At 71.0% G+C, this 22117-nt stretch carries 12 protein-coding genes; 7 read left to right on the forward strand and 5 right to left on the reverse strand.

The genetic code is table 11. The annotated features are described in order from the left end of the window. Window positions 1-126 precede the first annotated feature (126 nt). The 4 genes from ACWPXE_RS08445 (at window position 127) to ACWPXE_RS08460 (ending at window position 5603) form a co-directional block, all read left to right on the forward strand. On the forward strand, window positions 127-1302 hold the full coding sequence (locus ACWPXE_RS08445; RefSeq protein ID WP_454017448.1) for a mandelate racemase/muconate lactonizing enzyme family protein: 1176 nt from the start codon (window positions 127-129) through the stop codon (window positions 1300-1302). A gap of 114 nt (window positions 1303-1416) precedes the next feature. Next, window positions 1417-1590 (forward strand): hypothetical protein, encoded by a 174-nt coding sequence (locus ACWPXE_RS08450; protein WP_155903579.1) that lies wholly within the window; start codon window positions 1417-1419, stop codon window positions 1588-1590. A gap of 254 nt (window positions 1591-1844) precedes the next feature. Further along, a complete protein-coding gene (locus tag ACWPXE_RS08455) occupies window positions 1845-2429 on the forward strand; it encodes a carbonic anhydrase (RefSeq protein ID WP_454017449.1) in 585 nt (194 codons plus the stop codon). A gap of 255 nt (window positions 2430-2684) precedes the next feature. After that, a complete protein-coding gene (locus ACWPXE_RS08460; RefSeq protein ID WP_454017450.1) occupies window positions 2685-5603 on the forward strand; it encodes a PAS domain S-box protein in 2919 nt (972 codons plus the stop codon). Between the two features lie 22 nt (window positions 5604-5625). On the opposite strand, the gene tyrS is transcribed toward ACWPXE_RS08460, so the two are convergent. Beyond that, window positions 5626-6915: a tyrosine--tRNA ligase gene (gene tyrS / locus ACWPXE_RS08465; RefSeq protein WP_454017451.1), complete on the reverse strand. Its 1290-nt coding sequence runs from the start codon at window positions 6913-6915 to the stop codon at window positions 5626-5628. Between the two features lie 277 nt (window positions 6916-7192). Here tyrS and ACWPXE_RS08470 point away from each other — a divergent pair, with 277 nt between their 5' ends. Together ACWPXE_RS08470 and ACWPXE_RS08475 are read left to right on the forward strand one after the other, a co-directional pair. Next, on the forward strand, window positions 7193-8269 hold the full coding sequence (locus ACWPXE_RS08470; protein ID WP_454017452.1) for a PA0069 family radical SAM protein: 1077 nt from the start codon (window positions 7193-7195) through the stop codon (window positions 8267-8269). Between the two features lie 132 nt (window positions 8270-8401). Beyond that, a complete protein-coding gene (locus ACWPXE_RS08475; RefSeq protein WP_454017453.1) occupies window positions 8402-10318 on the forward strand; it encodes a tetratricopeptide repeat protein in 1917 nt (638 codons plus the stop codon). A gap of 16 nt (window positions 10319-10334) precedes the next feature. Here ACWPXE_RS08475 and ACWPXE_RS08480 read toward each other — a convergent pair whose 3' ends face one another. Genes ACWPXE_RS08480 through ACWPXE_RS08490 form a run of 3 tightly spaced genes read right to left on the reverse strand, consistent with a single transcriptional unit; the run spans window position 10335 to window position 16237 of the window. After that, window positions 10335-12149: a tetratricopeptide repeat protein gene (locus ACWPXE_RS08480; RefSeq protein ID WP_454017454.1), complete on the reverse strand. Its 1815-nt coding sequence runs from the start codon at window positions 12147-12149 to the stop codon at window positions 10335-10337. Between the two features lie 24 nt (window positions 12150-12173). After that, on the reverse strand, window positions 12174-14993 hold the full coding sequence (locus tag ACWPXE_RS08485; protein ID WP_454017455.1) for a glycosyltransferase: 2820 nt from the start codon (window positions 14991-14993) through the stop codon (window positions 12174-12176). Between the two features lie 2 nt (window positions 14994-14995). After that, the gene (locus tag ACWPXE_RS08490) at window positions 14996-16237 is read right to left on the reverse strand and encodes a glycosyltransferase family 4 protein (protein ID WP_454017456.1); all 1242 of its coding nucleotides are present in this window, start codon (window positions 16235-16237) and stop codon (window positions 14996-14998) included. An 86-nt stretch (window positions 16238-16323) separates the two neighbouring features. Here ACWPXE_RS08490 and ACWPXE_RS08495 point away from each other — a divergent pair, with 86 nt between their 5' ends. Then, window positions 16324-20106 carry a tetratricopeptide repeat protein gene (locus tag ACWPXE_RS08495; RefSeq protein WP_454017457.1) on the forward strand — a complete coding sequence of 1261 codons (3783 nt, stop codon included), beginning with the start codon at window positions 16324-16326 and terminating at the stop codon, window positions 20104-20106. Here ACWPXE_RS08495 and ACWPXE_RS08500 read toward each other — a convergent pair. Next, entirely contained in the window at window positions 20087-22024 is a 1938-nt protein-coding gene (locus ACWPXE_RS08500) for an O-linked N-acetylglucosamine transferase, SPINDLY family protein (RefSeq protein ID WP_454017458.1), read from the reverse strand. The genes ACWPXE_RS08495 and ACWPXE_RS08500 overlap by 20 nt on opposite strands. Window positions 22025-22117 lie beyond the last annotated feature (93 nt).

Below are 22117 nucleotides of genomic sequence, written 5' to 3' on the forward strand. Positions count from 1 at the left end.
AGCCAATATTCCGTTAGCCCATGCCGGACGCGCATCACGCGATTTGAAACTGGCATTGGCCCGATGGTCCCGTCCATCCCTATCCTGCGGCCCAGGGCATCGGAAAAGCCAAAGGGAAGCAGCGCCATGCGCATCGTGGAGATCCGGGAAAAGACCGTCGGCATCAAGTCCGACATCGCCAACGCCTACATCGACTTCAGCCAGATGACCTGCTCCACCGTGGCGGTCATCACCGACGTGGTGCGCGACGGCAAGCCGGTGATCGGCTACGGCTTCAACTCCAACGGACGCTACGGCGCCGGCGGCCTGATGCGGGAACGCTTCATCCCCCGCCTGACCTCGGCCGACCCCGACAGCCTGATCGACGAGGCGAACGGCAACCTGGACCCGTTCAGGATCTGGGCGCGGCTGATGACCAACGAGAAGCCGGGCGGCCACGGCGAACGCTCGGTCGCGGTCGGCACCATCGACATGGCGGTGTGGGACGCCGTGGCGAAGATCGCCGGCAAGCCGCTCTACCGCCTGCTCGCCGACCGCTACCGCGGCGGCGTGGCCGACGAGTCGGTCTGGGTCTACGCCGCGGGCGGCTACTACTACCCCGGCAAGGGGGTGGAGGCGCTCCAGGCTGAAATGCGCAGTTACCGCGACCGCGGCTACAAGGTCGTGAAGATGAAGATCGGCGCCACCTCGCTGGAGGACGACCTGCGCCGCATCGAGGCGGTGCTGGAGGTGGTCGGTGACGGCCGGAACCTCTGCGTGGACGCCAACGGCCGCTTCGACCTGAAGACCGCCATCGCCTACGCCGAGGCGCTGAAGCCCTACAATCTCTTCTGGTACGAGGAGGCCGGCGACCCGCTCGACTACGCGCTCCAGGCCGAGCTGGCGAACCATTATGACCGTCCCATGGCGACCGGCGAGAACCTGTTCAGCCACCAGGACGCCCGCAACCTGATCCGCCACGGCGGCATGCGCCCGGACCGCGATTGGCTGCAATTCGACTGCGCGCTCAGCTACGGCCTCGTCGAGTACATGCGCACGCTGGACATGCTGGCGGAGAACGGCTGGTCGAGCCGCCGCGTCGTGCCGCACGGCGGTCACCAGATGTCGCTGAACATCGCCGCCGGCCTGCATCTGGGCGGCAACGAGTCCTACCCGGACGTGTTCAAGCCCTTCTGCGGCTTCGCCGACAGCATCGCGGTCGAGGACGGGCGCGTCCGCCTGCCGGATCTGCCGGGCATCGGCTTCGAGGACAAGGCGGAGCTGTTCCGTACCATGCGCGAGGCGCTGGAGACCGGAACCTGATCCCTGGCGTCCGATTCGGCCGCACCCTGTACGGGCGGTATAGGGCGTTGACTCGCGCCGGATCGTCCTCACATGCTGTTGCGGTGTTCAACAGTTTTGAAAGGAGGTGATCCAATGTCTCATGGAGCCAAGCCGGTAGCCGTTCTGTTCGGTCTCGCCGCCCTCCTGACGGCGGGGGTCGCCAGCGCGGATTGCTCCTCCAGCCACAGCGCCAGCGCCGGCACGCAGAAGCCGGCCAGCGACACGGTCGCCACCGGCGACCGGGCTTCGGGCAGCACCCGCGGCTGATACCAGCAACGCAACACCGGCAGCACCATGCCGAACGGGCCGTTTCCCACCTGGGAAGCGGCCCGTTTCTTTTTGGCGTCCGGTGGACGGGCCGAAGGTTCTCGTTCCAGTTTGTCCAGATAGTCCTGTCATCATGCTGTGCTCTTCTGGTCCGTGAAAGATTCGTTCACGAATAATGCGGTCTCGGAAGCGGTGCTGTACTGCGGTCTCCATGGGCGTTCGGCCCCACGAAACCTCAACGACGTGGAGACCTCATGCAGTACCGACAAAGCGCCGGAATTGACTTCGGCTCGACCTGTTGCGGCGGCCTTCGGCACGACTCCCGCCGGACCTTCCTGAAGATCGCCGCGCTGGGCGCCGGGGCTGCGCTGATGGCCCCCCTGACCCTTGGCGCCGCCGGCGCCGCCCAGCCCGACGGCGAGGTGGACGCGCTTCTGCTCTCCTGCATGGATTACCGGCTGATCGACGACATCGGCCGCTACATGGACGGGCGCGGACTGACCAACCGCTACGACCATGTGATCCTGGCCGGCGCGTCGCTGGGCGCCCTGACCGACCAGAAGAAGGCGTGGGGCGAGGCCTTCTGGGACCATGTGGCGGTCGCCAGGCAACTGCACCGGATCAAGCGCGTGATGGTCATGGACCACCGCGACTGCGGCGCCTACCGGGTCTTCCTGAAAACGGACGTCGCGGCGGACCCGGACAAGGAAACCGCCGCCCACGCCGAGCAACTCCGCGCGCTGGGCGCCGCGATCAAGGCGCGGCATCCCGGTCTGGAGGTGGAACTGCTGTTGATGTCGCTCGACGGCAGCGTCGAGTCCATCGCCGAATCCGCCTGAGGACGGGCGGAAAAATTCCGCGGCGCCGGGGCATCGGGCACCCGTTCCTCCGGCGCCTTTATAATTCGTATGCGAAATAGTCGGTTGAGCGCAGCCCCTCCTTTTGGTAAACGCAAGGTAAGGATGTGGCCGGCGGGGTAGCGGGACACCGCTGCCGCGGATACGACGGCGTGCGTCGGACCCGGGGTGCCGTCCGTCCCTTGGGAAGTGCAGGATTGTGCCGTTCCCTTCCGCCGTGCTGTTCCCGGGCTGCCGATGAGCATTCTCACACGCCTCGTCCTGCTTGTTCTCCTCGCCAGCATGCCGGCCATCGGCATCCTGGCCCACAACAGCCTGACCGCCATCGAGGCGGGGGAGCGGCAGGCCGAGGCCGAGGCCCGCCGCCTTCTGACCCTGATCCAGGACGAGCAGCAGCGGGTCGTGGAGGGCATGCGCGGCGTGCTGGTGACGGTGGCCGAAATGGCGCCGCGGCTGGCCGCCGACCCGCAGCAATGCTCGACGACATTGAACCGCCTGCGCGGCCGGCTGCCGCGTGTGAAGGGCATCGCCCTGACCGATCTCGACGGCTCGGTCCGCTGCGCCAGCGACGCCAAGCTGAACGGCCTGATGGTGGCGGCGCTGCCGCACATCCGCATGGCGCTGTACGGGCAGGGCTTCGTCGTCGGCGACTATGCGGTGCGGCGGCTGGACGGACGCCCCGTGCTGCCCTTCGCCGCCCCCTACGCCGACGGGACGGGCCGCATGGCGGGGGTGGTCTCCATCGCGCTCGACGCCGGATGGCTGCGCGAGTATCTGGCGGAAAAACCGTTGCCGCCAAACGCCATGCTGGTGCTCGCCGACCGCAACGGCACCGTGCTGGGCCGCTTTCCCGACAGCGACGACCAGCGGGTGGGCAAGCCGCTGCCCGGACCGCTGATGGCCCTGCTGAGCGCACCGTCCGAAGGTGTCGCCGAAATGCCCGGCCTGGATGGCGAGCCGCGGATCCTGGCCTATGCCCCGGTGGACCAGAAGGTCCGCGAGCTGTTCCTGGCGGTCGGGCTGGACCGGACGGAGGCGCTGCGCCCGGTCACCGCCGCGGCCGAGCGGAGCGCCTTCCTGCTGGCGCTGGCGGCGGCGCTCTCCCTGGCCGCGGCCTGGATGGGCGCGCGCCTGTTCGTGCTGCGCCCGGTGGCCCGGTTGAAGCGGGTGGTGGAACGCTGGAGCGCCGGGGACCGGGGCGCGCGGATCGGCCGGCCGGGCGACCGTTCGGAGATCGGTGCGCTGGGCCTTGCCTTCGACGCGATGGCGCAGGAGCTTCAGGCGCGGGAGCAGGCCCGCGACGCCGCCCACGCCGCCGAACACCGCATGGCCGCGATCCTCGCCGCCTCCACCGACGCGGTGGTGGAGCTGGACCATGAGGGCCGCGTGACCTTTGCCAACGAGAAGGCGGCGCGCCTGTTCGGCGACGGCGGGGACCTCGTGGGGCACGTCTTCGTGGCTTTGCTGCCGCCCGGCGTGGCCGAGCCCTTCACCGCGCGCTTCCGCGACGCTCTGGACCGGAGAGAGCCGGTGGAATTCGAAATCCGGCTGGTCGGTGACGAGAAACGGGCCGGTGGCGACTGGTACGCCCTGCGCCTGTTCGCCACCGGCGACCGGCTGGCTGTCTACGCCCAGGACGTGACCCGCCGCAAGGAGGACGAACGGGCGATCCGGCGGGCCGTGGAGCGTCACCGCTCCCTGCTGGAAACCGCCGCCGACGCGATCCTTCTGGTGGACGCCAAGGGCACGGTGCACACCTACAACCGCGGTGCGGAGCGCATTTTCGGCCATCGCCCGGCCGACGCGGTCGGGACGGACGTGTGCCGCCTGATCCCCGGCGGCCTGATTGCTGAGCCCCTCAGCCCGGACCGGCTGGCCGACGGCGTCGCCCGCGAGGTCGAAGGGCGGCGGCGCGACGGGCTGGCGGTGCCGCTGGAGCTGTCGCTGTCGGCCTGGAGCGACGGCGGCGACCGCTTCTTCACCGCCATCCTGCGCGATATCACCGAGCGCAAGCGCACCGAATCGGCGCTGCGCCGCGCCAAGGACCAGGCGGAGCGGGCCAACCGGGCGAAGTCGCGCTTCCTCGCCGCCGCCAGCCACGACCTGCGCCAGCCGGTGCAGTCGCTGTTCTTCCTCACCTCGGCTCTGGGCGAGCAGACACGGGGCGGGGCGGGCCACGACACACTGAAGACCATGCAGCAGGCGCTGGAGGCGCTGAAGCGCCTGCTCGACGGGTTGCTGGACATCTCCAAGCTCGACGCCGGGGTGGTCGAGCCGGTGACCACCACCGTGGCGATCCAGCCCCTCTTCGAGCGCCTCGCCGCCGAATACGCGCCGGAGGCGGCGCGGCGCGGCCTGACCCTGCGCGTTGTTCCGACCACGCTCCATGCGCGCAGCGACCCCATGCTGCTGGAGCGGGTCATCCGCAACCTGCTGGACAACGCGCTGCGCTACACCGGACGCGGCGGGGTTCTGCTGGGCGTGCGGCGGTCGCGCCGCCGCTTCCACATCGCCGTGTGCGACAGCGGCGCCGGCATCCCGCCGGACCGCCAGGAGGATATCTTTGAAGAGTTCACCCAGCTCGGCAACCCGGAGCGCGACCGCGAGAAGGGGCTGGGCCTCGGCCTCGCCATCGTGCGGCGGCTGTGCGCTCTGCTCGGCCATTCCGTGGCCCTGCGGTCGCGGCCGGGCAGCGGATCGACCTTCCTGGTCACCGTGCCCACCGCCGAGCCGCCGCGGCCCGCCGTGACGACGGTTCCCGCCGTCGGCCGAACGAAGGGCGGGGGGTGCCGGCTCGTCCTGATCATCGACGACGAGGTGATCATCCTGATGGGGCTGCGCGCCATGCTGGAGGGCTGGGGCTATGAGGTCATCGCCGCCACCGCCGGGGACGAGGCGATCCGCCTGCTCGACGAGGCCGGGCGGCGGCCGGACGTCATTCTGGCCGACTACCGGCTGCGCAACGGCAAGACCGGGCCGGAGGCGTTGCGCGCCATCCACGCCCATTGCGGGGCGTCGATTCCCAGCATCATCCTGACCGGCGACACCGCCCCCGAACGCATCGTCGAGGCCCAACGCAGCGGCTTCGCCATCCTGCACAAGCCGGTGTCGTCCCATCACCTGAAGCAGGTGGTGGCCGAAGCCGGGGGCCGCTGAGGACGCCCGGCTCCGGCTCTGCTCACCGAACCCGGACCAGCGCGTGGCGCTTGCGGCCGGCGGACAGGCGGATCAGCCCGTCCCCGTCCTGGTCTGTGCCGTCGAGGTCCGCCAGGGTCAGCAGCGCCGCCTCGTCGGTGATGGGGGTGCCGTTCACCCGCGCCCCGCCGTCGCGGATCAGCCGCCGCGCCGCGCCCTTGGACTCGGCCAGCCCGGCGGCGGCCAGCAGGTCGGCCAGTCGGACGCCGACGGTGAGGTCGGCATGGGTGGCCTCCACCGTCGGCAGGCCGCCGCCGGCCCCGGCCTCCTCGAAGACCCGGCGGGCCGTCTCCCCGGCCTCGGCGGCGGCCGCTGCGCCATGGCAGAGGGATGTCGCCTCATGGGCGAGGACCTTCTTGGCCTCGTTGATCTCCGATCCCTGGAGCGCCTCCAGCCGGGCGATCTCGTCCAGCGGCAGCTCGGTGAACAGGCGCAGGAAGCGGCCGACGTCCGCATCCTCCGTGTTGCGCCAGAACTGCCAGAAGTCGTGCGGGCTGCGCCGGTCGGCGTTCAGCCACACCGCCCCCGCCGCCGTCTTGCCCATCTTGGCGCCTGACGCGGTGGTCAGCAGCGGCGTGGTCAGGCCGAACAGCTCCGTCCCGTCGACGCGGCGGGCCAGCTCGATCCCGTTGACGATGTTGCCCCACTGGTCCGACCCGCCCATCTGCAGCCGGCATCCGTGGCGGCGCGACAGCTCCAGGAAGTCGAAAGCCTGGAGGATCATGTAGTTGAACTCCAGGAAGGTCAGCGGCTGCTCGCGGTCGAGCCGCAGCTTGACGGAATCGAAGCTCAGCATCCGGTTGACGGTGAAATGGCGCCCGATGTCGCGCAGCATCGGGATGTAGCGCAGCTCGTCCAGCCAATCGGCGTTGTTGACCATCGCCGCGCCGTTCGGCTCTTCGCCGCCGAAGGACAGGTATTGGGCGAAGGCCCGGCCGATGCCAGCCATGTTGGCGGCGATCTGCGCGTCGTCCAGCATGGGGCGGCTGGTGTCGCGGAAGCTGGGGTCGCCGATGCGCGTGGTCCCGCCGCCGATCAGCACGACGGGCCGGTTGCCGGTCTTCTGGAACCAGCGCAGCACCATGATCGACACCAGATGCCCGACATGCAGGCTGTCCGCCGTGGCGTCGAAGCCGATGTAGGCGCCCACCGGCCCCTGGCACAGCAGGGCGTCGAGGCCCGACAGGTCGCTGCCCTGGTGCAGGAATCCGCGCTCGTCGAGCACGCGCAGGAAGTCGGACTGGAAGGGGCTGGAAGCGGCGGGGGTCGCCATGGTGCTGATCTCCGGAAGGGAAGGGCCGCGTCCCGGGGATCATCTGTCGAAGCACATGCCGCCGGTCAGCGGCGGCATGGTTCATATGGTCAAGACTGAACGCGCCGCCCTATGGGAGCAGCGTATAATAGCGGCTGAAGTGGTGCGTGCGCGTCGTCATGACCGGGAAGCTAGGCGTGCGGGGGCAGGCCGTCAAGGGCGATCGGTTCCCACCCGCGTCCAAAGGAAGGATGATTGTTCGCTTTACGTTCTATTTCCGCGCCGCTATTCTCCTCCCATGGACGAGATTCCGCGGCAGGCCCTGAAAGGACGGGGGGCGATCAGCAACGTGACCTCCCGTTACGAGCGGGAGACCCGGGTGCTGGCCGACGACGGCTGGGGCGAGAACGAAGCGCTGACGGAGACCGTCCCGACCCAGGTCTTCGACGACACGGCCCGTTCGGTCCTGTCGAAAAACACGTCGCCCGACGTGATCTTCGAACGGTCGGTGAATCCCTATCGGGGGTGCGAACACGCCTGCATCTATTGCTTCGCCCGCCCCACCCATGCCTATCTCGGCCTGTCGCCGGGGCTGGATTTCGAGACGAAGATCTTCCGCAAGGTGCGGGCGGCGGAGTTGCTGGCGGCGGAACTGCGAGCCAAGTCCTACCGTTGCCAGCCGCTGGCGCTCGGCGCCAACACCGATCCCTACCAGCCCATCGAGCGGGAGCAGCGCATCACCCGCGCCGTGCTGGAGGTCTGCCGCGACTTCAACCAGCCGGTGATGATCATCACCAAGTCGGCGCTGGTCCTGCGCGACCTCGACATCCTCGCGCCGATGGCGGCCAAGGGGCTGGTCAACGTCGCGCTGTCGGTCACCACCCTCGACCGCGACCTCGCCCGCCGCATGGAACCACGGGCCAGCACGCCGCAACGGCGCCTCGCCGCCATGCGCGACCTGACGGCGGCCGGCGTGCCGGTGGCGGTGCTGGCCAGCCCGATGATCCCGGGGCTCACCGACCATGAGCTGGAAGCCATCCTGACGGCGGCGGCGGAGGCCGGGGCGACGCAGGCCAATTACATCCTCCTGCGGCTGCCGTTGGAAATCGCCGATCTGTTCGAGGAATGGTTGCGCGAGCACGCGCCCAACCGCGCCGAACGGGTGCTCAGCCTGATCCGCCAGTGCCGCGAGGGGGAATTGTACCAGTCCCAGTTCGGCAGTCGCATGAAGGGCTCCGGCCCGGTGGCGGAGCTGCTGTCGAAGCGTTTCAAGCTGGCTTGCCGGCGCCTGGGGCTCAACGTCCGCGACGCCGCCCTCAACTGTGCCGACTTCAAGCCCCCTCCAGCACTTGGCGATCAACTGACCATGTTTTGACCGTTCCGTCTTGCACAGGGGCGATCCGGCCCGCTCCGAGTTGATCGGGCGGCCGTCGCTGGGCTACCTTCGGCCGCCCGGACACGCGTCTGAAATCCGGGTCGCGCTTCGAAGGTCGAGGGAGACGGGGTGATGGCCACGATCGGTGAAGTCCTGGCCATCGCCTTCGACGAGCATCGCGCCGGCCGCGTTTCCGAGGCGGCCGTTCTCTATCGCCGGGTCCTGAAAGCCGACCCGGCGAATCCCAACGCCTTGTATCTGCTCGGGATGGCCGTTTGGCAGAGCGGCCAGCCAGCGCCATGCCTGATTCTGATCGGGCGCGCGCTTCGGCTCAGTCCCGGCTGGATCGAGGCGCGCGTCAACCGGGCCATCATCCTGGAGAAGGCCGGCCATACCGCACAGGCCACCGCCGACTGGCGGCGGCTGACCCTCTTCGATCCGGGGCAGCCGAAGGCTTGGCGCAATCTCGGCGACGCCTTCCAGGCCCAGGGCGACGCCGGGACACCGCAAGCCATTCAAGCGCTGCGCCATGCCGCCCGCCTCGACCCCGGTTTGGCTGAGGTTCACCACGATCTGGGGGTGGTGCTCCGCCGTGCCGGCCAACTCGATGAGGCGGTGGACAGCCTGATCCGCGCCATCGCGGTCAGGGTCGATCTGGCGCCCGCCCACATGAGCCTGAGCAACACCCTGCTCGAGCGCGGCGATGACGCCGCGGCCCAGGCCAGCCTGCGGCGCGCGCTGGCTCTCGGCCCGGCCAGTCCGGAATACTGGTACAATTTCGGCAACGCCCTGTACGCCCATGAGGATCCCCTGGGGGCTCTGCGCGCCTACCGGCGGTCGGCGCGGCTGGGGCTCGCCCTCGCCCATCTGCGGGTGGCGACGGTGCTGAGCGATCTGGGCCGCTTGGCGGAGGCCCAGGCGGAACTGATCGAAAGCCTGCCGATCCCCGGCGTCGATGTGTCCCTCAGCATCGAATTGCTGAGCAACCTCTTCCTGCGCAGCGACCGGCGGACCGAAGGGCGGGCGTTCTTCACCCGGCTGGCCTCGACGCCGCTCGGCGGCGTGGTCTATCGCGGGGAATGCCTGACCGCGCTCGCCGCGTTCGATCTGCGGGACGGCGCCCCACACGCCGCCCGCGACCGGCTGGCTCCGGTCCGCGGCGACAACGGCTGGTTCTTCACCGTGAAGTCACTCGCCGCCTTGCGCGCCACCCTGGCCGATCAGGGGCTCCAACTGGTCCGCCCCGCCCCCGTAACGGCGGACGGCGGGCACCGGCCCCCGCGCGTGACCTCGTCGTCCCTGGCCACCCGCGGTCGCTTCGCCCACACCGTCCTGGAGTACATCCTGGTCCGGCTCTACGCCGAGAAGCACGGCTTCGTGCTGGAGACTCCCGACTGGGTGGGCGGCGCCTTCTTCGAGCTGAACGATCCGCCGCAGAGCGGTCCGCTGCCGCCGCTGCTGTTTTCCCGCCGCATTCTCAACGATCTGGTGAGCGGCAGCGCGGAGCGGGCGCCGATCGCCGACCGCGACATCCTCTCCCCCCTGTTTCTGTTCGAGCACAAGCAGGAATACCGGCAGCGTGTCCAATCGTGGCTGAGGCCGCGTCGGGTCTGGGAGCCGCAACTCGCCCCGGCGGTCGAACGGTTGCGGGCGGCGGGAAACACGGTGGTCGCGCTCCACATCCGGCGCGGCGACTTCGTGACGTCCAACTACCCGATCACCGAGACCGCCTGGTACGTCGACTGGCTGCGCGACTGGTGGCCGCGCCTCGACCGGCCAGTGCTCTATGTGGCCAGCGACGACGTCGCGGCGGTCCGCCACGCCTTCGCGGAGTTCCATCCCCTGACGCGGGCCGACGTCGTGGAGGAATGGGCGGGGTTGGACTTCCTTCAGGACTTCCACGTGCTGATGAATGCCGACGTGGTCGGCACCAGCGCCGCCAGCGGGTTCAGCGCGCTTGCCGCCCGCCTCAACACCCGCGCCCGCCTGTTCGTCGAGCCGGACGTCGCCGCCCGCCGCATCCGGCCCTTCGAACCCTGGACGCCATGAAGCCCTGAGCCATGAGTTACGGGCGGGACCGCGCGAGGGCCTGGAGAGCGGCGCGGACACGGCCGACGACGGGCGCCCACTCGCCGCGCCGGTCCTGGCGGAACAGGCGCATGGTCGGGTACCACGGCGTGCACATCCCCTGATCCAGCCAGCGCCAGTCGGGGGCGAAGGGCAACACCGTCCAGACCGGGCGCCCGAGCGCCCCGGCCAGATGGGCCGGCGCCGTGCAGGAGCTGATGACGAGGTCGAGGTTTTCCATGATCGCCGCGGTGTCGGCGAAGTCGGCGATCTCCGCGCCGAGGTCGATGAAGGACGGTGGCAGCGGCCCGCAGGTCTCCAGGTCCTCCCGTCCCGCCCCCTTCTGCAGGCCGAAGACCGTGACGCCCGGAACGTGCAGCAGCGGAAGGAACGCCTTCAGGCGCGGCGAACGGATGCGGTCGGCCTTGAATCCCGGGTTTCCCGCCCAGACCAGACCCACCCGCAGCCCCGTCCGCTGACCGGGCGGTGGCCCCAGGCGCGTCGCCCAGCGTGTCACCAGCGCCGGCTCGGCGCGCAGATAAGGGGTGTCGGCGGGGATCGTGTAGAGCATGGTACCGAGCCGGTGCGGCAGGCTGGCCAGGGCGGCGTGCGCTGCGTGCGGCGGCGGCGGGTCGAAGCGGCTGACCACACCCTCGACGCCCGGCATGGCGGAGAGCAGGCGAACGAGCTGGCTGTTGCACTCCATGACGACGCGCACACCCCGCGCCTGAAGCTGCTGGGCGAAACGGGCGAACATGATGGTGTCGCCCACCCCCTGCTCGTCATGGACCAGAAGGGTCCGTCCGGTGAGGTCGGAGCCGTCCCAGGGGGGTGAGGCGAAGCTGCGTCGGGGGGACGGGAAGTCGGCCATGCGCGACCGCCATTCATACTCGGCGAACCCCTCCTCCAACTCGCCCTTGATCAGCAGCCCGAAGCTCAGCGCGGTGTGCGCCTCCGCCAGGGAGGGGTCGAGCCGGACCGCGGCCCGCGTCAGGGCGATCATCTCGTCGATCCGCATCAGGTCGCGGGCCGACAGCCCGAGGTTGAGGTGGGTGTGCGCGGCGTCCGGCTGCATCGCGATGGATTGCCGGAAGCAGGTCACCGCCTCGTCGAGCCGCCCGAGATCCTGAAGCGTGACGCCCAGGTTGTTGAGCACGCCGGGATCGCCCGGCGCGAAGCCCAGCGCGCAGCGGTAGTAGCGGACCGCCTCCTCGGCCCGGCCGAGACGGCGGTAGGCCATGCCCAGGTTGGCGTAGGCGGCGACCGACGACGGCGCCATGCCGAGGAGGACCATCAGCTCCTCGATCGCCGCCTCGGCGTGGCCGTCCAGGATGAGCGCCTGTGCGAGCAGCAGCCGCTGGTCGGTCAGCTGCGGCTTGAGGCGCAGCAGCCGGCGCAGCGCGGTCGCGGCGTCGCCGTGCCGGCCCTGGTCCGACAACACGTTCGCGACGTTGTTGAGCGCGTCGGCGGAGCCGGCGTCCAGCGCCAGGGCGCGCCGGCCACAGGCCAGGGCCTCGTCGCGCCGGCCGAGCCGCCGCAGCGCGCTGGCGAGGTTGGAGAAGCAGGCTGCGTTGTCGGGGGCGGAGCGGATGGCCTGCCTCATCCACCCCACGGCCTCCGCCAGCTTGCCGCACTGCAGCGCCAGCGCGCCCAGGAGATGCAGGGCATCCGGGTGGCGGGGATGATCGGCGAGAACCCGCCGGTACGCGCTCTCCGCTTCGGCCAGCCGGCCGGCCCCGTGATGGGCAAGACCCGCCGCGACGAGCGCCGCGGGGTCGGGTCGATCCAGGGTGGCTTTGCTGGGGAAGGCCATGCGTGTGTGCTTTCGAAACGTCGATCAGATCAGGACCGGGGATGCCCAGGGATCGTAGGAAACCAGGGCCCGGCGCGCCGGGTCCGGCCGATGGAACCCGCCGGCGTAGCGGTTCAGCATGGTGGCGACGAAGGAGAAGGAGCTGTTGGAAATGGCGACCTGGTCGGCGTGGCAGAGGACGTGGAAGTCGGTGAAGAACTCCGCGCCCGCGATCGGCTCGGCGAGATCGCGGGCCGTGACGGGGCGGTAGGCGGCGAATTCCCGCAGCAGAGCGGGATCGTCGGTCGCGATGAACAGGACCGGCCGGTCGAGCGTCGGCCAGACGGTCTCCAGCCAATCCAGGTACCAGGATACCGGGGCGATCCAGAACCGCCCCCAGCCGAAATCCCCACGCCGAAGGTGCAGCGCGACGATGGTCCGCCCGGCGTCGCGCAGGCGGCCGAGCAGCGCATCCGCGTGGGGCTGGAGGTGGCGACCCGGCGTGAACAGCGCGCGGAACTCCTCCCTGAACGGCGCCAGGGGCGTGGTGTCGCCGCAGAAATAGCCGGACACGTCGCGGTCCGCCAACTCCGGGTCCGCCAGCACGCCCGCGCGCCCGCCGAGCAAGGAGGCCATTACGGCGGCCTCCGCCTCCGCCACGCGCGGCAGCGCCGGACCGGGCAGGGGATCGTCGTGATCGTACAGGTGGCGGCCGAGCCAGGGAGGGACCTCCAGGGTGAGGCCGTGCCGGGCGGCGTAGAGGCGCAGGACGCCGTACTGGAGAAGCTGGTTGGCGAACCGCCCGTTGCGCCCGAGGACGGTCGAGGCGAGGCGCCGCCCCGGCCCGCCCGCCGGGGCGGGTGCCGGAGGCGGCCCCCACCGCCGCGTCACCAGGGACAGGGCGCGGCGCGTGAAGGCCTCGCCGAATCCAGGGTTGCAGCGGATCGCCCGCTCCCAGGCCGCCAGCGCCGCGTCGGGACGGCCGAGCGATTCCAGGGCTGCGGCCAGCGCCGCGTGGCCGCCGTACAGCTCCGGGCTGAGCCGCAGCGCTCGCCGGGCGTGCTCCGCCGCGCCCGGCGCGTCGCCGAGGGCCAGCGCGGCCTCCGCACAGTCCGCGTTGAGTTCGGGCCGCATCGGGTCCAGCCGGAGCGCGCGTTCCAGCACCCGTGCCCCCTGCCGGTCCTGCCCGAGCCGCCGGTTCGTGCGGCCCAGCAGGTGCTGGGCGTTGATGAGGCCCGGCTGGAGCGCCAGGGCGCGGCGCAGCCGGGGGGCAGCCTGGGCATGGGCGTCGGCGTCGACCAGCATGGAGCCGAGATTGCACCACGCGGCCGCCGCGCCGGGATGAAGGCACGTCACGGCCCGGAAGGCCGTCAGCGCAAGCCGGTCGCGCCGAAGCCGGTGCGCGAGCAACCCCAACTCGAACCAGGCTTCGGTGCGGCCGGGGTCCTCGGCGGCGGCGCGGGTCAGCGCGGCCACGGCGCGGTCGGGCTGCCCGGCCTGGATGGCCTCCTTCGCCACAGCGAGGAGGTCGATGGCGCGCGGGGCGTCCCACGTTTCCGAAGGGGCCGTTGCCGGGGCCGGGAGCGGACCCTCGGGTTCTGCCCTCAGGAACGGCGGTCCGCTCCAGCGGCCGTCGCGCAGAAGCGCGTCTCTCCTGGCTTTCAGTGCGTGGAGGCGGCGCTGGGTCAGGATCTCGATCGCGACGAAACGGGGGGCGGACGTGACCTGCTCCGTCGGCTTGGCGCCGCTGGTCATCGTCTGGCGCTGCCGCGCCAGGGCGTTGTCCGCCCGCATCGTGTAATGGACCGTCTTCTCCGCGATCCGGACTCCGCCGAACATGCTGTGGAGCGCCCGGCCGTAGGCCACGTCGTCGGCCACGGCCGGGTGGAACGGCGCCTCCTCCGGGAAGCCGCCGATCAGGTCGTGGCAGACGCGCCGGACGCAGAGGTTGCACGGGTAGCTCAGCACCGACGCTTCACGCCACGCAGGGGTAATCTCATGGTCGATGCTGTCGAACTGCATCCCGGTGCGAACGAACCCGGCGTCGGGGGTGTGGTCCAGCGCCGTCGCCGTCAGCACGAAATGCCGCTCGAAGAAGTAATCGTCGGCGTCGAGGAACCAGATGTACCGGCCAAGCCCCGCGGCGGCGCCGATGTTGCGCGACCGGCCCGCTCCCTGGTTGCGGTTGTTCGCGATCAGCGCGACGCTCTGCTCCGGATGAGCCCGCGCCCAGCGCAGGACCCGCGACGCCGTCTCGTCGGGGGAGGCATCGTCGACGACGCAGATATGGACCTGCGCCCGTGGGTCCCGTAGCGTCTCGCGGTAGACGCGGGCCGCGGCGGCGACGCTGCCGAGCGCCCGCTCGATGGTGTCCTCCATCCGATGCGCGGGGATCACCACGGTGCCGAGAAAATCGGTATCGGCCTTGAGGCGCGCGATCCCCCGCAGGGCGATTCCCGGTCCGCAATCCCCGGAGCCCGCGACCGCGTGCAGCTGTTCCGCCTCCGCATCTCGGCCCTGGACGAGGCGCACGACACCCAGGGCACGGGCGAGGTCGCCCTGTGGCGGGATGAGGCGCGCCAAGGGCTCCAGCAACGCAGCCGCCTCGTCGACCGCCCCGTCCTGCACGCGCATCAAGGCCCGGCTGGCGGCGAGCCTCAGGGGCTCGCCGATCTGCCGGCTGAGCGTTTCGAGGTCGCCGTGCAGGCGGGCGGCCCGGACGAACAGCGTGATCGCCCGCAGGTCGTCGCCCGCCGCTCGGGCGGCGAGCGCCGCGTGCTGCCACGCCACCGCATCGGCCGGATCGACCGAGAGCGCCGGCCGGTGTAATGGGGAGCCTTCGGAATCCTTGATATCCCGCGCCATTCCTAGGCCACCGCCGCCACGAAGGTCTCGGCGAAAGCGCGCCACGTCCGCTCGCCGCGCAGGAAGGCCCGCGCCGTGTCGGCACGGGCGCGGGCGGCGGCGCGGTCGGTGTAGAGGCTTTCGAGATGGGCGACCACCTCCTCGACGGACGATTCTCCCCAGCCGCGGCGCCGGCCACCTTGACCTGATTCGGGATCGGTGACGGGGTCCTGCCGGAGCAGCGGCAGGCAATTGCCGTCGCGGATCAGGTCGAGATGACCGGTGTTGGCCGACAGGATGACCGGCACGCCACAGGCCATCGCTTCCATGGCGACGAGGTTGGTCGCCCCTTCGCAGCGGTTGGGAAAGAGGGCGGCGTGGCAGTCCGCCAGGATCGCGGCGATCTGGCCGCGCCCGAGAAAGCCCATGTCGACGAAGCCCTCCGGGGGCACGCCGCAGTCCATCGTCCATTCCACGATGCGCAGCTTGCCATTGTCGCCAACGGTGGGGGCGGAGGGCACCAGCGGGGATTCGGCGATGTCGGCGGAGGTGTGCGGCCAGGGGTTGTGCCACGCGGTGACCAGCAGCGCGTCGGGATGGCGTTCATGGAACCGGCGGAAGGCGGCGAGCACGATGTCCTGCCCCTTGCGGAACTCCACCTTCCCGCCCGAGAAGACGACGAAGCGGTCACCGAAGCGTCGGGACGGCGGAACCGGCGCCAGCTCGTCCGGGTCCACGCCCTGGAAGGCACAGCCGACGTCGGTGATGCCCTGCTCGGCCAGCAGCGCCCGGTTGTACTCGGAATGGACCACGAGCTTGTCGTAGCTCCGCGCGCGGCGCAGCGTGTCCTCGTCGAACCGGGTGTCCTCGAAGGCGATGACCCCGACGTTGCGGCTGCCGCGGAACCGGGCGGAGAGCGGCCCGGCGACGAAGCCGTTGCCGAGCGCGTGCAGGACGGTGCAGTCGTTGAGGCCGAGCATCCGGTTGCCCGACCGCTCGGCGATGGCGGTGATCTGCCGATGGCCGTCCAGCAGGGCTTCCAGCTTTTTCCGGTTCTCCGGCCGCAGGGTGGACAGAAGCGGCTTTTCCAGCAGGAGCGGCGGCCGCTCCCGGTCGATCAGGTGCAGCGCCGTGTGGACACCGACCAGACCCCAGCCGTGGATCTCCGAAAGCTGCCACGTCAGTGCCAGATTCTGTTCCGCGCACGGCTTCCCGACGCCCTCCGCCGCCAACTCCGTCACGCGCCGCACATCCTTTTTGCCCATGGCCTTGGATGGTAGGATAGCAGAACGCGGGCGCCGATCCACAGCGTGAGCCGCTGTTCAGCGCCAGCCAGCCAGCCCGAGCCAGCATGACCGTCAAGATCGCCTTTCTCGACCCGGCGGGTGGGGACTACACGCCGGACACGCCACGCCTGCACCCGCTCGGCGGTTCGCAATCGGCCCTGTGCTACCTCGCGGAGGCGCTGGCCGCCGCCGGGCTTGAGGTCACGCTGGTCAACGGCACCCGGACGCCCGGTCTGGTGCGCGGGGTGCGCTGCCTTCCCGCCGGAGCGGTGTCCTGGGAGGGTATGCGCGCCTTCGACGTCGTGGTGCTGCTCAACGGCTGCCCGACGGAGGCGTTGACCCGGCTGCGCGCGACCCTCGACGGTGGGCGGAAGCTGATCCTGTGGATGCAGCACGCCATCGACCAGCCCGCCGCCCAATGCCTTGCGGAGCCCCAGGCGCGCGCCTGCTGGGACGGCTACGCCTTCGTCAGCCGCTGGCAGATGGACGGCTATCTTACTGCCTTCGGCCTCGACCGTCGGCTCTGCCGGATCCTCCGCAACGGCATCGCGCCGGCCTTTTCCGGCCTGTTCCCGCCGGGGGCCGACATCAGGGCGGTGAAGCACTGGCCGCCGGTCCTGGCCTACACCAGCACGCCCTTCCGCGGCCTCGACGTGCTGCTCGACAGCGTTCCCCGCCTGCGGGCGGCGATTCCCGGAACCACCGTCCGGGTGTTCTCCAGCCTGGACGGCTATCAGGTCCCCGCTGAACGGGACCCCTACGGCGCCCTCTACCGGCGCTGCCGCGGGACCGAGGGCGTGGACTATGTGGGGGCGGTCTCCCAAGGTGCTCTGGCCGAGGCGTTGCGCGGCGCGACCGGCCTCGCCTACCCGAACCGCTTCGCCGAGACCTCCTGCATCGCCGTCATGGAGGCGCTGGCCGCCGGCTGCCTCGTCCTGTCCAGCGCGCTGGCGGCGTTGCCGGAAACCACGGCCGGCTTCGCCCGGCTGATCCCGGTTCCGGAGGACCCGGCGGAACACGCCGTCCGCTTCGCCGAGACCGCCCGGACGGCCCTGCTCCAGTGGCGCGACGAGGGCGCGACCACCGCCCGCCGGCTTCGCGAACAGGTCGATCACGTCACCACCGAAATGAGCTGGGCCGGACGGGCCGGGGACTGGCTGGCGTGGTTCGACGAGCTGAGAGGCGACCGGAGGGCCGCTGCGGACATGGCAACGTCGGCCGTCACCGCCAGTCTGGCCGACGCGCAGCAGCGCCTGCTGGACGCGCTGGGCGCCCACCTGAACGCCCGCCCCCCGGCCAAAGAGGAGCAGGCTTGGCGGGCGGAGGCACGGGCGCTGATCGCGCTGATCGAGGGTTCGCTGCGGCTCGACCACAACACGGAGGAGAACCGGTCGGCCGTCTGGACGACGCTGCGCGGGTTCGACGCCTGGTTCGCCTACGTCACGACGCTGACGGATACGCCGCCGCCCGCGGCCCCGCCACCCGGCGGGCGGCGGATCTACGATTGCTTCCAGTTCTACAACGAGCTGGACCTTTTGGAGGTGCGGCTGGCCGAGCTGGACGCGGTGGTCGACCGCTTCGTCCTGGTCGAGGCGACCTTCACCCACGCCGGCGATTCCAAGCCCCTCCATTACGCGGAGAACCGCGCGCGCTTCGCGGCCTACGCCGACAAAATCATCCACGTCGTCGTCAATGACGATCCCGGCGGCTTCGCGTGGCAGCGCGAGGCCCACCAGCGCGACGCGATCACCCGCGGTCTCGACGGCTGCGACCCGACGGACATGATCGTCGTCTCGGACGTCGACGAAATCCTCCGGCCCTGGGTGATGGAGCGGCTGCGCCGGGAGCCGGACGACGGCCGCTCCCTGTTCGCGCCGCACCTCGACATCTTTCTCTATTTCCTCGACCTCAAATCGCCCGATCCCTGGGTGTCGGTGGCCGCCGCGCCGTGGGAGCTGATCCGCCGGATCGGCGCCAACCGCGCCCGCTACCTGACCAAGCTGGGGCATGGGCGGGTCGTCCCGGACGCCGGCTGGCACTTCACCTGGATGGGCGGGATCGAGCGCTTCCGCGCCAAGCTGCAGGCCTTTGCCCATCGCGAGATGATCGCAGCCTTCGATCAGGACCCGGCGGCGAACCGCGAACGGCTGGACCGCTTCTACGCCACCGGGCGCTTCGACGGCGGTGCCGTTCCCGGCATGTGGACGTCCCTGGCACCCGTCCCCATCGACGCCGGCTTCCCCCGGCTGATCCGCGAGCGGATCAAGCATTTCCGCGCGCTCGGCTGGATCTCGCCGGACACCGGCCCGCCGGTCCCGGAGGAGCCGATCGCGGACTCCGGGTCGGAGCATCGTCGTGCCGTGGTCCTCGACCCCGCCTCCATCGACGCCTTCCATGCCCTGGCGATGGAGCGGCTCGGCCGCAACGCGCCGGAGGAGGCCGACGGACCGCTGCGCCGCTGCGTCGTCCTCGATCCCTTCGGCACCTTCCACCGCTTCCATCTCGCCCACGCGCTGCTGATGCGCCAACGCTACGGCGAGGCGGAGGGCGTGCTGCGGGAGCTGGTGCGCCTCGCCCCCGACGACCATCGCGCCCGCGCCAACCTGGGCATCGCGCTCAAGAATATGGGCCGCCACGACGAGGCGGTCAGCGCCGGACGCCGGGCGCTGGCGCTGGCCCCAGCCGAACCCGGCGTGCTCAGCAACCTGGGGCTTGCCCTTTCCCTGCGGACCGGTGGGGACGAGGAGGCGGCCCGCGCGCTGCATTGGGCGGTGACGATCGACCCGGACTTCACCTCGGCCCGGCTGAACCTCGGGCTGGTGTTCAGCAAGCTGCGGCGCATGGGGGACGCGGAGGCCCAATGCCGACGCATCCTCGACCGCGATCCCGACAACGCCGAGGCGCACACCCTGCTGGGCACCTGTCTGCTGCTGCGCGGCGAGCTGGAGGCGGGGTTCCGTGAATACGAGTGGCGCACCCGGCTGGCCGATCGTCAGGTCACGCCGCGCGGCTTGCCGACTCCGGTGTGGGAGGGTGGAAACCCGGACGGCCTTACGATCCTGCTGCACGACGAACAGGGGCTCGGCGACGGCATCCAGTTCGCCCGCTACGCACCCCTGCTGCGCCGCCGGGGCGCCCGCGTGATCGTCGAGTGCGACGACCGGCTCGTCCGCCTGTTCGCCACGCTCCCCGGTGTGGACGCCGTCGTCGGACGGTCCGACTCGCCGCCGCAGCACGACGCCCACGCCGCTCTGCTCAGCCTGCCGCACCGCCTCGGCACCACGCTGGCGACCGTTCCGGCCGAGATTCCCTACCTGCGCGCCGAACCGGCGCTGGTGACGCGCTGGGCGACGCGCCTGGGGCCGCGGACGGGGCTGCGGGTGGGGCTGGTGTGGGCCGGCAACCCCGAATTCAAGGACGACCGCCGACGCTCGCCGGGGTTGGCCGCCCTGCGGCCGCTGCTCGACGTTCCGGGCGTCGCGGTCTTCGGCCTGCAGAAGGGTGCGGGACGGAGGGACCTGGAGACCTGCGGACCGCTGCCACCGTCCTTCATCGACCTCGGCGCGGAGATCGCTGACTTCGCCGACACCGCGGCGATCATGGAAAACCTCGACCTCGTCATCAGCTCCTGCACGGCGCCGGCCCATCTGGCCGGGGCGCTCGGCCGGCCGGTCTGGACGCTGCTGCCGGACATCGCCGACTGGCGCTGGCTGGAGTGCGGCGACACCTCCCCCTGGTATCCGACCATGCGCCTGTTCCGTCAGGCGGCGCCGGGCGACTGGACGTCCGTCGTCTCCGAGGTGCGGGCGGCGCTGGAACGGCTGGTGGCTACAGGGGTGGCACCGTGAAGGACGCGGGCGGCAGGCCGGCGGCGTGGCGGTCCCACATCGTCCGGTAGGCGCGCTCCAGGTGACGGGTGAAGCGGGGGATGTCGAACAGCGGGGCCGTCGCCCGCGCGGCGGCGAGGCGGCGGCGGTAGCCGGCGAGCGTCGCCGGATCGCCGGCCAGCCGCACCGCCAGCGCCTCGTAGCCGTCGAAGCTGGTGGTGACCGTCTCGGGCAGGCCGGCGGCGTTCAGCAGGCCGGCGGCGACGCGCGACGCGAAGGTGTCGCCCATCCGCGTCACCACCGGCAGGCCCATCCACAGGGCGTCCGAAACGGTGGTGTGGCCGGTGTAGGGAAAGCTGTCGAGGAACAGGTCGGCCAAGCGGTAGCGGGCGAGATGCTCGGCCTGCGGCCTGTGGGGGGCGAAAACCAGACGGCCGGGATCGACTCCGCGCCGCGCGGCCTCGCGCCGCAGGTTGTCCGCTCCCTCACGGCCGGGGTGCTGCAGCCACAGCACGCTCCCCGGCACCCGCGCCAGCACGCGCATCCACAGCCCGAACAGCGACGGGGTGATCTTGAACGGCGCGTTGAACGCGCAGAAGACGAAACCGTGCGGGGGCAGGCCGCAGGCAGCACGGTCCGGCAAGGGCGCGTCCAGCGGCCGGCGCCGGTCGTTGACCTGATAGGAGTCCGGCATGATGACCAGCCGCTCCCGATAGTGCGGCTGATGCTCCGGAGGCGTGACGAAGCGGTCGCCGATCACATAATCCATGACGTCACTGCCCATCGTCCCGGGATAGCCGAGATAGGCGACCTGGACCGGCGCCAGCCGGCGCGCCAGCAGGTCGAAGCGGACGTGCCGCGTGTAGCCCTTCAGATCGACCAGGATGTGGACACCCTCGGCCGTGAGCATCGCCTGCACCTGCTCCGCATCGCAGCCGCGGATGTCGTGGAAGGCGTCGAAGGCGGCCTCCAGGCGGCGGCGCGTCGGGCCGCCATCGTCGGGACCATAGGAACAGGCGACGACATGGAAGCGGTCGCGGTCGTGCAACTCGAACAGCTCGGCCGCCAGATAGGCGGTGGCGTGCTCGTGGAAGTCGGCGGAGAGGTAGGCGACGGTGAGCCGGCCATCGGAGCCGAGGGGAGGCGCCACGGGGACCGCAGCGACTTGCGGGACAGCCGCCGGCTGCACCACCGCGCGGTGGAAGTGGCGGGCGGCGCGGTCCTGCTGCGCTGGGCTCGCGTCGATCAGCAGGGTGAGCAGCGGCAGGGCGATGCCCCGGCCGCTGTCGATGACCGCCAGGACCTCCCGGCACAGAGCGTCGTACCCGCTCCAGTCGCAGTGCGAGAGGGCGGCATGGAGCCGGTCGCCAAGGGATTCGGTGCGGCCGGGGTCGAGCCGGTACGCCCGCCCGTAGGCGACGGCCGCCGCGCCCGGTTCGCCCGCATCGCGCAGCGCGTGGCCGGACTCGCGCCACGCCTCGGCGTCGTCCGGGGCCTGCGCGACCGCCCGGCGAAGAACGGCGCGGGCCGACGCGATCCGACCCAGCTCGCGGAGCATTTCGCCCAGAGTGGTGATCGGTCCGGCATTGTTCTGCCCGGCATCGGCTTGTCCGGGAGCCAGCCGGATCGCCCGCGCCTGAAGCGTCGCCGCCTCGGCAAGACGGCCCCGGCGGCGCAGCAGAAGTGCCAGATTGAAGCAGGCGTCGGCCAGATCCGGCTTCAGGGCGATGGTGACGGCGAGGTGGCGCTGCGACTCCTCAATCCGACCGAGCGTGAAGGCGGCGACGCCGAGAAGGAAGGACGCGCCATGATGGTCCGGCTTGACCGCCAGGATCGCGCGGCACACCGCGCTGCACTCGGCGTGCCGGCCGTTCTGATGCAGCGTCAGGGCGTAGCCCAGCGCTTCGGCGGGGGACGCGAAATGCCGGGCCGTGCTCATGCTTCCCCTCGGTGCCGCCGCCCCTCCCGGACCATCATGGAGGCGTGCTAAGCGTGAAATCATCGGGCAAAGGGTTACCATTGGGCGCGGCAA

It is taken from the genome of Azospirillum sp. Marseille-Q6669, from assembly GCF_965111635.1.